This is a genomic window from Cupriavidus taiwanensis LMG 19424 (assembly GCF_000069785.1).
Classification (GTDB): domain Bacteria; phylum Pseudomonadota; class Gammaproteobacteria; order Burkholderiales; family Burkholderiaceae; genus Cupriavidus; species Cupriavidus taiwanensis.
Genome location: NC_010530.1, coordinates 107,956 through 119,809, shown reverse-complemented (window position 1 = coordinate 119,809; position 11,854 = coordinate 107,956). Strand labels below are relative to the sequence as shown.

The 11,854-nt window shown below is 67.3% G+C and carries 10 protein-coding genes; 3 read left to right on the top strand and 7 right to left on the bottom strand.

Going from position 1 to position 11,854, the window contains the following annotated elements; genetic code table 11:
- Window position 1: 1 nt before the first annotated feature.
- The 3 genes from RALTA_RS16300 to RALTA_RS16290 form a co-directional block, all read right to left on the bottom strand.
- Window positions 2–1,702 carry an AMP-binding protein gene (locus tag RALTA_RS16300; RefSeq protein ID WP_012354970.1) on the bottom strand — a complete coding sequence of 567 codons (1,701 nt, stop codon included), beginning with the start codon at window positions 1,700–1,702 and terminating at the stop codon, window positions 2–4.
- Between the two features lie 90 nt (window positions 1,703–1,792).
- Complete coding sequence (locus tag RALTA_RS16295; protein ID WP_041232408.1) at window positions 1,793–2,980, bottom strand: alpha/beta fold hydrolase; 1,188 nt, start codon at window positions 2,978–2,980, stop codon at window positions 1,793–1,795.
- A gap of 237 nt (window positions 2,981–3,217) precedes the next feature.
- Window positions 3,218–4,282 (bottom strand): porin, encoded by a 1,065-nt coding sequence (locus RALTA_RS16290; RefSeq protein WP_012354968.1) that lies wholly within the window; start codon window positions 4,280–4,282, stop codon window positions 3,218–3,220.
- Window positions 4,283–5,006: 724 nt separating this feature from the next.
- On the opposite strand from RALTA_RS16290, the gene fur reads away from it, so the two are divergent.
- Window positions 5,007–5,495, top strand: a complete 489-nt coding sequence (gene fur, locus RALTA_RS16285) for a ferric iron uptake transcriptional regulator (protein ID WP_012354966.1) — start codon at window positions 5,007–5,009, stop codon at window positions 5,493–5,495.
- A 43-nt stretch (window positions 5,496–5,538) separates the two neighbouring features.
- The gene (locus RALTA_RS16280) at window positions 5,539–5,796 is read left to right on the top strand and encodes a hypothetical protein (RefSeq protein ID WP_012354965.1); all 258 of its coding nucleotides are present in this window, start codon (window positions 5,539–5,541) and stop codon (window positions 5,794–5,796) included.
- Between the two features lie 151 nt (window positions 5,797–5,947).
- On the opposite strand, the gene RALTA_RS16275 is transcribed toward RALTA_RS16280, so the two are convergent.
- A complete protein-coding gene (locus tag RALTA_RS16275; protein WP_012354964.1) occupies window positions 5,948–6,877 on the bottom strand; it encodes a DMT family transporter in 930 nt (309 codons plus the stop codon).
- A gap of 502 nt (window positions 6,878–7,379) precedes the next feature.
- On the opposite strand from RALTA_RS16275, the gene RALTA_RS16270 reads away from it, so the two are divergent.
- Window positions 7,380–7,709: a PadR family transcriptional regulator gene (locus RALTA_RS16270; RefSeq protein ID WP_012354963.1), complete on the top strand. Its 330-nt coding sequence runs from the start codon at window positions 7,380–7,382 to the stop codon at window positions 7,707–7,709.
- Window positions 7,710–7,807: 98 nt separating this feature from the next.
- On the opposite strand, the gene RALTA_RS16265 is transcribed toward RALTA_RS16270, so the two are convergent.
- The 3 genes from RALTA_RS16265 to RALTA_RS16255 all read right to left on the bottom strand — a co-directional run bounded on the left by RALTA_RS16265 (window position 7,808) and on the right by RALTA_RS16255 (window position 11,742).
- Window positions 7,808–8,842, bottom strand: a complete 1,035-nt coding sequence (locus RALTA_RS16265; protein ID WP_012354962.1) for a putative 2-aminoethylphosphonate ABC transporter substrate-binding protein — start codon at window positions 8,840–8,842, stop codon at window positions 7,808–7,810.
- Window positions 8,843–8,905: 63 nt separating this feature from the next.
- Window positions 8,906–10,633 carry a putative 2-aminoethylphosphonate ABC transporter permease subunit gene (locus tag RALTA_RS16260; RefSeq protein ID WP_041232407.1) on the bottom strand — a complete coding sequence of 576 codons (1,728 nt, stop codon included), beginning with the start codon at window positions 10,631–10,633 and terminating at the stop codon, window positions 8,906–8,908.
- Window positions 10,630–11,742 (bottom strand): putative 2-aminoethylphosphonate ABC transporter ATP-binding protein, encoded by a 1,113-nt coding sequence (locus tag RALTA_RS16255; RefSeq protein ID WP_012354960.1) that lies wholly within the window; start codon window positions 11,740–11,742, stop codon window positions 10,630–10,632. The genes RALTA_RS16260 and RALTA_RS16255 overlap by 4 nt, the downstream gene beginning before the upstream one ends.
- Window positions 11,743–11,854 lie beyond the last annotated feature (112 nt).

Here is an 11,854-nt window from a genome sequence, read left to right as displayed (position 1 = left end):
CTCACTTCCCTTCATTGGTATTGCCACGGGCCGCCTCGGCCTCGAGCGTCTGGGTGATCTGCTGGCGCAGCAGCGCCTTGCTGAGCTTGCCGGATGCGGTCAGCGGGAATTCGCGCACAACTTCCACCCTCTCCGGCCACTTGAATTTGGCCAGGCCCGCCTGCTGCAGGTACTCGGTCAGCTGCGGCAGCGACAGGCTGGTAGCCGGCGGCTTGGGCACGATGAACGCGCACACGCGCTCGCCGTAGATGCGGTCGGGCATGCCCACCACGGCGCAGGCAAGCACCGCCGGATGCAGGTTGATCACGTTCTCCAGCTCTTCCGCATTGATCTTCTCGCCACCGCGGTCGACCACGTCCTTGATGCGGCCGCAGAAGAAGTAGTAGCGGCGCCCGTCGACCACGCGCGACGACATCAGGTCGCCGGAGCGGTAGAAGCCGTCGGCGGTAAAGCGCGTCACGTCTTCCTTCTCGGACTTGTAGTAGCCGCGGATCGTGTACGGGCCGCGGAACAGCGCCTCGCCGGCCTCGCCGTCCGGCACCGGATCCTCGGTGCCGGGATGGACGATCTTCACTTCGTCGTACTCCGACACCGGGCTGCCGACCGAGCTATCGCGGATCTCCTGCGGATCGTCGCGGCGCGCGAACATGATCACGCCCTCGGTCATGCCGAAGATGTGGTGCGTCGGCGAGCCGGTCAGCCGCGTCAGCCCCGCCGCGTTCTTCGGCGCGACGAAGTTGCGGCGCGCGCGCTCGGCCGCGCCCGCCTTGGCCAGCTCCGGCGCGATCCGCGTCAGGATCGGCCCCGCCACGCCGAACCAGGTCGGACGGTAGTCGCGCACCAGCCGCTGCAGGTTCTCCTCGCCGATATCCGGCGTCACGGTCACGGTCGCGCCGGTCAGCAGGAACGGGCCGAAGAAGCAGCCCATATTGAGGTTGTGCATGTACGGCGTGGGGAAGAACAGCACGTCTTCCTGCGTGTAGCCGTTGCACGCGGCCACCGCGCGCATGTTGTACAGGTATTCGTTCTGGAAGCGCGGGATGATCTTGGGCACACCGGTGGTGCCGCCCGAAAGCTGGAACACGGCCACCTGGAAGGGATCGTGCCGCACGCCGGCGAGCAGCTCGCGCGCCCGGACCAGCGGCATCTGTTCGATCAGGTCGGCCAGCAGCACTGCCTTGCCACGGCGCTCGCCGCGCGCCTGCAGGACGTGGGCAAAGCTCGGCACCTCGGCCTGCATCTCTTCCGCGAAAGCCACATCGTCGAACTTGGGATCGTCGCCCTGCACCAGGTGCAGCCGCGCTTCGCACAGGTTGCCCAGGTAGCTGATCTCCAGCTTGCGGAACGCCTGCAGCGAGCACAGCGGGATGATGCCGGCCTTCAGGCAGGCGAAGAACGCCAGCAGCAGTTCATTGCAGTTGCCGCACTGGAACACGGCGCGGTCCAGCGGCTTCAGGCCAAGCGCCAACAGCGCGGCGGCCAGGCGGTCGGTCTGCTCGTCGAGCTGGCGATAGGTCAGCTCGCCTTCGGGGCCTGCCAGCGCCAGGCGGTCGGCATGGCGTTCGAACGATTCACGAAAGGCGCCCGCGAGGGATTCGCCGGTCAGCACGCCTTCGGCGACATAGCGGCGCAGGCGATCTTCGTCGGGATACCGGACGCCCGCCAGCAATTGCGGCGGTCGGACAGTGTGGTTCTGCAGCATGTGTCTCTACCCTGTGTTGTCGATGGTCGGAGCCGCGTGCGTTGGTGTCGGAGGGGCGACGGCGCGCTGGCTCTGGTGGTGGCTTGCCGGCTAGCTCATGTTCTCGCGTAGCCAGGCGACGATATGGCGGCCGGCGATGCGCTGGCCCGGTTCTTCGTCCCGGCTCAGCGCCATGCCGTGGTGGTTGCCGCGCACGCGCAGGTGCTGCTTGCGCGCACTGGGGATCTGGCGGTAGATCGCTTCGATATCGGCCGGGAAGGTGCACTGGTCGCCGGTGTATTCCAGCAGCAGCGTGGGCTGGTGCAGGGCATCCAGGGTCTTGTCGAGCGCGGCATTCGACGACAGCCCGGACCACGTCGACAGCCACGACTCCGGCGTGACCACGCGGCCGAAGCCGACGCTGCCCCAGTTCGACACGAACGGGTCCCTGCCCCACAGCGAGCCGGTCTTGCGGTCCGAGGGATCGAGCGAGATGTCCCATGAGCGCAGGTCGGCATCGGTGCGCCAGACCTGGAAGATGGGGGCATGCGCAGCCACGCGGCGGTCGGCTTCGGTGCCGCTGCCGCCCTTGATGCGCTGCCTGGCTTCATGCTTCGCCTTGAGAAGTGCGCGGGCGCGGGTGTCGATGCGAGCCGCACGTTTCTCCTGTGCTTCCCGGTAGCGCGCAATAAAGTCCGGCGCGTAGCTGCCCCGCCCGGCGGCGGCATCAAAGCCGTTGGCGGCGGAGAACGGGTCGAGCGACGGGTCGGTTTGCATGGGGTCGTTCTCGTCGACCACGGAGGGGTCGAGGCCGCTCATCAGCAGCTTGCCCTGGCCGGGGTGTGGCGACACCAGGATCATGCCGTCGACCACGGGCATCTCGGCTTCGGCCAGGCTGGTCGGGCGGCCGCCTGGCGTGCGGGCGATGCGCTGGTCGGAGGCGGCTTGCGACTGCTGGTTGTAGAAGGCATACAGCCCCGCGCCGCCGGAGTTGCCTAGCAGCACGATGCGCTCGTAACCCAGCTCGCGCAAGTGGGCCATGCCGGCGGCTACGTCGAGCAAGGCGAGTTCATGCTCCAGGCGCAGATCGTTGCCAATCGAGCGCGGGCCCTGGACCCAGCAGGCGCAGCCGGCGTCCAGCACGAACGGCACCAGGTAATGGGTGATGGCCATTTCGCGGGGGTGCATCAGGGAGACGACGGTCTTTTCTTTTCCCGTGACCGTGAACAAGAAGCCTAGCGTGCGCTGGCCATCTGCCGTGTTGAGTGCATAGGGGACCATTTGATAGGGTCTGGACATCAGCCGTGCGTCCCATGACGCCCCCCGCATGCCCGCTGTCACCGTCGGCTTCTCTTGATCTGTCACGATGTCTCCTCTGATAAATGCTACCGTCTCAATAATGTAGGCGCGATTTGATACCATGTCAAATAATGGTAAACCTTGTCGCGTTCGTTGATCATGCGGAAAAAGAAGCACGCGCCTGCCAGGGCGCGTGCTTTCAAGGTACGGCAATGCCGCACAGAAGATGAAGCCGCTTTAGAAGCTGTGGCGCATGCCGATGACGGCGCCAATTTGATTTTCACCGGGCAGGACGGAACCGTCATAGCCGTTCGCGCTTAGCGCCGATCCGCTCTTGTTCTTTGTGTAAGACGCGGTCACATAGGCATCGGTACGCTTCGACAACCGGTAATCGGCGGATACCACGAATGAGATGGGATCCCTCGCCGAGGTACGATCGTTGGTTTTGTATACCGCCCCAGTCAATGCAAAGTTCGGTGCGAGGTTCCAGTTTGCCCCCGCCCACATCAAATCTGTGCGGGACATCGTCGTCACGAGTTGGCTCACCAGACGGCGGTAGCCGAGGTATGCCGTCACGGGACCAACGTCAACCGCCGCGGCACCGACATAACGTCGTTCGGTGAGGCTTGCCTTCGAGGCTGAATTGCCGTTGAGCTGATCATAGACACCGCCGAAGCGGAACTTTCCGGCCTGGTAGCTGAAGCCAGCGCTCATGTCGCGGCCGACTCGGCTATTTCCGGGAACCTCCGATCCATTAGCTACAGTCGAATCAACACCGAAACTGTAAAGCCCTGAAATCGTCAGGCCGCCAAACTTGCCTGTGTATTTGGCCGCATTGTCGACCCTACCCGCCAACCACGGATCATGGCTGAAGGCCGAGTACTTCGGTGCAAAGTACATTGGGTCATACGTGATGATCAGGTCGAACATCAGGTTGTGATGTCGCCCCATGGTGAACTGCCCGAACGCGTTGCTGTCCAGTCCGACGTACGCCTTGCGCCCGAAGAGCCGTCCGCCCTGCGATGCCATCCCTGTGTCGAGCACCATACCGCCTTCCAGCACGAACACACCCTTCAGCCCACCGCCAAGATCTTCGACACCGCGCATGCCCCAGCGACTTCCGGCGATATTGCCGGACGTCATACGGAAGAGGTTGCTACTCTGCCGCGTGGCATCGGGCACATGGTTCAGGTACTCGATGCCGATGTCCGCCACACCATAAAGCGTGACCGACGACTGCGCATGGGCGTGCGTGACCGCCGCCGCGAGCATGGCGCCCGCGATGGGCAGGTATTTCTTCATGGCTCCTCCGGTGATGGTAGAGCCCCGCCGAGGATTCATCGCGTCGGGGGGCTTGCGTCTCGTGTTCGCGGGCACATCGAAATCTCGCTAATGCTACGATGGCCTTTTCATTTATTTGATATACAATCAATATTGAGGGTATTTTGAGACAGTGTCAAATAATGGTTTTCCCCGAGCCGCCTGAAGATCCGGGCGCGTAGGGGAAGTCACTGCCGAACAGAATGTGCTCTACCCGAAAATCTCTACCCGAAAATTTTCCTTGTAATGAGATCGATTCCCATTTACTATTCGATCACTGCCTGACGCGCGGTGCACACAGACAAGCACCGGACGTCGCGGGCAGACCGGCCAGGCTGGCCCCCCTCGCGGCACGCGACGGCATCCAGCGCTGGCGGGCATGACAGATTTCCGGCGGCCGCCCCCGCGGCCTTCGATACCGACTTTTGTGGGGACCGCTCCGTCACGCGGAGCGTTTGGTAGTAGCCAGTCTCCGGAAGATCGGGAAAGCAACCAGACCCCGCTTTCCCGATCGCGTCTTCCGGCGGCAAGCCAGGCCACCTTTTTATTCCGCGCGCCGTGCAGGCACGTCGCGCCGCCAGGGACGAGGGCGCCAGCGCCCGGCCGGCCCTGGCGCTTCCCGCCTGAAATTCCGCCAAGCCACTGACGCCGTGCCCGTGCGGCGCCAGGCCGGGCGCCGCCCTGACTGCGGGGCGCCAGCCGCAGCATGCCTATGCCATCCGCCATGTCATCCGAGAGCACCAACCCGAGCCACCTCAAGCGCGCCGGCCTGAAGGCCACCTCGCCGCGGATGCGCATCCTAGAAGTGTTCCGCGCCAGCGCCCGGCGCCACCTGAGCGCGGAAGATGTCTACCGCATCCTGCTGACGCAGGACGAGGATGCCGGACTGTCGACGGTGTACCGCGTGCTCAACCAGCTGGTGCAGGCCGATATCCTGCTGCGGCACAGCTTCGAGTCGGACCACGCGGTATTTGAACTGAACGAGGGCGGTCACCACGACCACCTGATCTGCGTGGCGTGCGGCCGCGTGGAGGAATTCCGCGACGAGCGCATCGAGCAGCGCCAGCGCCAGGTTGCCGCCGACAACGCCTTTGAGCTGCGCGAGCATATGCTGGTGCTGTATGGCGTATGCCCGCAGTGCCGCGCCGGCGCTGCCGATGCGCAGCGCGTGCCGGAACTGCCGGCCAGCGCCTGATCACGCCGCCCCGCCGCATGTTGCGCGCCTGACGGAGCCATCCATGGAGCGCCTGACCAAACCCCTGTCCGAATTGAAGCACCTGATCAACCTGTGCCTGCGCCAGGAGCCCGGCTGCCACGACTGCCAGCTGCGCGCGGTGTGCGTGCACCGTCCCGACCATACCGGCTGCAACTGGAGCGCCGAAGTCGATTTTCCCGAACGCAGCGAAGCCGACGCCATGCGTCACTGGCGCCAGGCGCGCCGCGTGTTGATGATGGTGCGCGCGCAGTACAACGTGGGCACCGCGGCGCAGGCCTGAACCGGCCGCTCCGGTCAGATGTCGAGCTGTGCTGCCGTGATGCCGAGCGTTGCGGCAATCCGCCCACGCGGCATGCGGGATCAGATCCCCGCTTGCGCAAATTGCGCGAGGTAGTCTCCGTAGGGCCTCCACCGCATCCACGTGGCCTGCGTCAGCGTTCAGCGGTAGTCGCGGCGATCTGGCTGCTTCCCGTTTCCCGCGCAGCCCCCGGCCGCAGTACCAGCCACACCGCCATCCCGATCAGCGCGCCGCCGGCGGCATGCGCCCACGACAGTGCCTCGCCCAGGAACAGCGCGCCCCACACCATGCCGAACGGCGGGATCAGGAAGGTGACGGTCAGCGAGCGCACCGGGCCAAGGTCCGCAATGAGCCGGTAATACAGGATGTAGGCCAGCGCCGTGCACAGCGTGCCCAGGCCCACCATCGCCGCCCACACGCCGACGCCCGCGTCTGGCAGGGTGTTGTGGCGCCATAGCGCCGCGACGCAGAAGGGCAGCAGGAACGCCGCCGCGCCGAGCAGGCTGCCGGCCGCGACCAGCCGGCTGTCCAGCCCGCCGCGCTGCGTGATCCAGCGCCGGGCAAGAAAGCCCGACAGCCCGTAGCACGCGGTGGCAAACAGGCAAGCCAGCGCCCCCAGCAGGACCTCCGTGGAAAAGGCCACCGGCCCGGTGCGCGTCAGCACCCCGACTCCCGCCACGCCCAGCACCACGCCCATGGCCTTCGCCCGCGTCAGCGGTTCCGAAAAAGCCAGCGCGCCGATTGCCACGCCCATCAGCGGGGTCATGGCGTTGAACACGGCCGAGTAACCGGCCGGCAGCCACAGCGCCGCCACGGCATACATCGCGAACGGAATGCCCGAGTTGACCACGCCCAGCGCCAGCACCGCCGGCCATTTGCCTTGCATGTTCCAGCGCAGGCCCAGCAACGGCAGGCACGCCGCCAGCGTCAGGGCGCCGATCAGCACGCGCACGAAGGCCGTCGGCACCGGCCCCAGCACCGGCGCGCCGATGCGGATGAAGAGGAAGCTGCCGCCCCAGAGGGCGGCCAGCGCCAGCAGGCGGAGCAAGTCGAGGGGTTTCATTGGTCAGGCGAGGGGACACCCCGCCGGCAAAATCGGCAATGCCGCATTGGACGCCGGTGCAGCGCCGGCCGCAAGCCGGATTCGGACCTGTGGCCCGGCAGCATCGTTTGCCTGGCTGGCAAGGGCTGGAGATTGAGGGCAGCTTCGCAGTTTTACGCGCAAATGAGCGGCGTTTTCGCCACAATGTCACGTAAATACGTCACTTTCTTACCGGGACCTTTCATTCCCTCCCCTCGCAGGAGGGGACGCGACACGGACGCGTGACAATCCGGATTAGATTAAATTAAAATCTGGTCTGCGCCAGAGTTAATTGACCCCTCCGACGCATTCCCGACAAGCCGCCAGGCCTCCTGGCGGCTTCTTTTTTTGATCCGGTAGAATGCGCGTTGCCCGGCGCACCGGCAACCGACCTCTCGGTTGGCCGTCGCCCGCGGCGCCGCGGGCATCACACTGCCCGCATCCTGCGTCAACCGGCGCGGCGCCAGTCGCGTTGCCAATCCACATGAAACGACAGTTCCTGGGCCTGCTGGCCCGCGTCTACGTCCTGCAATTCGCGCTGGAAGTGCCCGCCACGGTGGCCATGCTGGCCGACATGCTGATGGAGTATGGCTTCCAGGTCGATATCGGCTCGGTGCGCCCCCTGCTGCGTGCGCTGCAAATGGAAGGTTACCTGGAAAGCGTGCTGCGCGACGGCATCGGCCGGGTCTACCTGCTGACCGAACGCGGCCGCGAAGAACTGCAGGCCAGCCGCCAGCGCATCGACGAACTCTACCGCCGGCTGCACGCCGGCCTGCCGGCGTCCGCGTCCGACGACGCCAAACGCTCGGCCTGAATCGGGCTCAATCGGGCCCGTCAGCGGCGGCCGCGGCGCCGACAGCGTACCCGTTTCTGCGGGCTGCTCGTGCCGCCGCGGCGCCGGCCCAACGGCTCTTATTTCTTCTCCGCCTTCCCTTCGTAGCGCTTGCTCCATTCGGCCAGGATGCGGTCGCGGTTATCGCTGGCCCAGCGGAAGTCGTTCTTGATCAGCCGCTTCTCGTAGTCCGCCGGCAGCAACGCGTCGGGCCTGGCAATGCCTGGCACGGCCAGCACCGCGAAGTTCTTTTCATACAGCGCCATCGCCTCGCGCGACGCCGAGAAGTCGGCCAGCTTGCGCGCGGCTTCCAGGTTCTTCGTGCCCTTGACGATGGCGGTCGCCTCGATGTCCCAGCCCAGGCCTTCGCTGGGCAGCACGATATCGATCGGCGCGCCTTCCTTCTTCGATTTCATGGCGCGGTACTCGAACGCGATGCCGATCGGGAACTCGCCTTGCGCGGCCATCTTGCACGGCTTGGAACCCGAGTGCGTGTACAGGCCGATGTTCTTGTGCAGGGCATCCATGTACTGCCAGCCCTTCTGCTCGCCCATCATCTGCAGCCATGCGCTGGCGTCAAGGAAGCCCGTGCCCGACGACGCCGGATGCGGCATCACCACCTTGCCGGCATAGACCGGCTTGGTCAGGTCGGCCCACGAGGTGGGCCTGGGCAGGCCCTGCTTCTGCGCCTCGACCGTGTTGAAGCAGATCGCCGCGCCCCACACGTCCATGCCGACCCATGCCGGCGGGTTGGCCGCGCTGCGGTACCTGGCATCGATCGCACCCAGGTTCTTCGGCGCGTACGGTTCGAGCATCCCTTCCTTGTCGAGGATCGCCAGGCTGGAGCCCGCCAGGCCCCACACCGCGTCGGCGCGCGGCGCGGCCTTCTCCGCCAGCAGCTTGGCGGTGACGATGCCGGTGGAGTCGCGCACCCACTTGATTTCGATATCGGGATGGACCTTCTCGAACGCGGCCTTGTAGGCGGCGATCTGGTCGGCTTCGAGCGCGGTGTAGACCGTCAGCACGGTGGCGGCGGCGGCGTGGCCGGCCAGCAGCGGCAGCGTGGCGGCGGCCACGGTTGCAATGGCCGCGGAAAGGCGGGTGATGCGGGACATGGTTTCCTCCTTTGAAATCGGTCAGTGTGTGGCGCAGTGCAGCGGGATGACAAAACGGAAGGCTCAGCCGGCGCGCCAGCGCTGCGCGCGGCGCAGCCAGCCGGCTGACAGCGCGTGCAGCAACAGCGCCGCCAGCACGGCGGTGAGCAGGATCAGCGTCGACATCGCCGCGGCGGGCGCGGTATCGCCGGCATCGTCCATGTTCAGCACCGAGATCGCGGCCAGCACGGTGTCGGGGCTGTACAGGAAGATCACCGCCGAGACCGTCGTCATCGACGACACGAACAGGTAGCGGAAAATATCGAGCAGCGCCGGCAGACACACCGGCACGGTCACGCGCCAGCACGTCAGCAGCGGCGCCACGCCCAGCGACAGCGCGGCGGCCTCGAACTCCTGGTCGAGCTGGCGCAGCGCGGCGGCAGCGGTCAGGTGGCCGGTGGTATAGCCATGCGCGACATTGCACAGCACCAGCAGCGCCATGGTGCCGTACAGCGGATGCAGCGGATTGCCGGGCGCGTTGAAGAAGAACACGTAGCCCAGCCCCAGCACCAGGCCAGGCACCGCCATCGGCAGCAGGAAGCCCGCGCGCAGCACGCCATGCAGCCAGGCCGGACCGCGCGTGCGCAGGGTCAGCCAGGCACCGAGGAAGATCGCCACGGTGCCGGCCAGCGCGGTCAGCACGGACAACTTCAGGCTGTTGCGGTAGGCCAGCCAGCCGCCGCCGTCCATGTTGTCGAAGTCGTAGTGCGCCAGCGTCAGGCCCAGGTTATAGGGCCACAGCTTGACCAGCGACGCCCCCACCGCGGTGGCGACCACCGCCAGCAGCGCGGCACTGACGGCCAGCACCAGCAGCAGGCAGGCGCCGTCGCGGCCGCGCTCGGGCGCCGGCACGTAGACCTGCGCGCGGCTGCCCAGCTGCGTGCGCTGGCGCCGCTGCAGCGCCATGTCCACGGCAAAGGTCAGCAGCGCGGGCGCCAGCAGCAGCATGCCGATCAGCGCGCCGCGGTCGAACTGCTGCTGTCCCACCACGGCCTTGTACGCCTCCAGCGCCAGCACCGGGTAGCCGCCGCCCACCACCTTGGGCACGCCAAAGTCCGTGATCACCAGCGTCAGCACTAGGCATGCCGCGGCGAACAGGCCCTGGCGCGCGCCCGGCAGCGTCACGGTGCGGAAGGTGCGCCACGGCCCCGCACCCATGGCGCGTGCCGCTTCGTAGAGGCGCGCGTCGGCCAGCGACAGCGTCGCCACCAGCACCATCAGCGCATGCGGGAAGGTGTAGAAGGCCTCGCCCAGCACGATGCCCCAGAATCCGTAGATGCCGCCCGGGCCGAACACGCCGCGGAAGATGCCCTGGTTGCCGAACAAGTAGACCAGCGCGATCGCCGGCAGCAGCGACGGGGCGAACAGCGGCAGCAGCGCAATGCCGCGCCACAGTGGCCGCAGCGCGATGCAGGAACGCTGCAGCGCATAGGCAAAGCCGAACGCCAGCGGCACCACCAGCGCCACCACCGTCAGCGACACCGCGACACTGCGCCCCAGCATCGGCAGGAAGTTCGGGCCGGATACCAGCGCCGCCATGCGCGCGCCCAGCACCCACTGGCCCGCGCCGTCGAACCAGGCCTGGCGAAAAAGCGCCAGCAGCGGCAGCAGCAGGCCAGCGGCAAGCCCGGCCAGCCACAGCCACTTCATCGCGGCGGGAGCGCCATGCGCCAGTCGCGCGGCCAGGCCGGTGCCGCGCCGATGGGACGACGGCGCCTGTGCCGGCAGCGCAGCGGTCGCGGCCCGCATCATGCGAACACCCGCAGCGCCGGCGCCGGCAAGGCGATCCAGAACTTGTGGCCGCCCGGCTCCGGCACCCGGTGCCGCGCCTCGCGCGCGACGTCGGCAAACAACGGCAGGCCAGGCAGGCGGTCGGCTTCCAGCGCCAGCCGGTAGCGGTTGCCGAGGTAGGTCTGGTCGACCACGCGCGCCAGCAGCCGGTTGGGCTCGGCGGCGTCCGGGTCCAGCCGCACCGCCTCCGGGCGGCAGCACAGCCTGGCGGCGCCGGCCACCGGCTGCGGCGCGTCGACCAGCAACTCGACCGCCTGGCTGCCCTCGCCGATGGTGAAGCGCCCGGCCGACCCGCTGTGCCCCGGCAGCCAGTTGGCCTGGCCGAGAAAGCCGGCGACGAAGGCCGATGCCGGCTGCTCGTAGATCTCGGCGGGCGTGCCGGCCTGCACGATGCGCCCGCCATCCATCACGGCGATGCGGTCGGCCATGGTCATGGCCTCTTCTTGGTCGTGGGTGACCATCACGGTGGTGATGTTCAGGCGGCGCTGCAGCTGGCGCAGCTCCGCGCGCAGATGCTCGCGCACGCGCGCGTCGAGCGCCGACATCGGTTCATCCAGCAACAGCAGTGAAGGCGCCGGCGCCAGTGCGCGGGCCATCGCCACGCGCTGCTGCTGGCCGCCCGAGAGCTGCCCCGGGAACCTGCGTTCGCTGCCGGCCAGGCCGACCAGGTCGAGCATTTCGGCCACGCGCGCGTCGCGGTGCGTGCGCCCCATGCCGCGCCCGTGCAGGCCGTAGGCAACGTTCTGCGCCACGGTTAGGTTGGGGAACAGCGCGTAGGACTGGAACAGGATGCCGTAGTCGCGCGCCTGCGGCGGCAGGCCGGTCAGCTCGCGCGCGCCGGCGTGGATGCGGCCGGTGTCCTCGCGCTCCAGGCCGGCGATGATGCGCAGCAGCGTGGTCTTGCCGCAGCCGGACGGGCCCAGCAGGCATAGCAGCTCGCCCTGCCCGACCGACAGCGACACGCCGTCCAGCGCGAGGAAGCCGCCGGAGCCGCCGGAGCCACCAAAGCGCTTGCTGACCCGCTCCACGGCCAGGAACGCCCCGCCCTGCTTTGGCTTGCCTGCCTGCATCACCGCATCTCCCTGCATCTCGATCGAACCGGCCGCCAGCATAGGCAGCGCAGATGCCAGCCATATGGCAGATCGGCAAAGTATTCCGATGGAGGTATCGGGGGATTTGGGA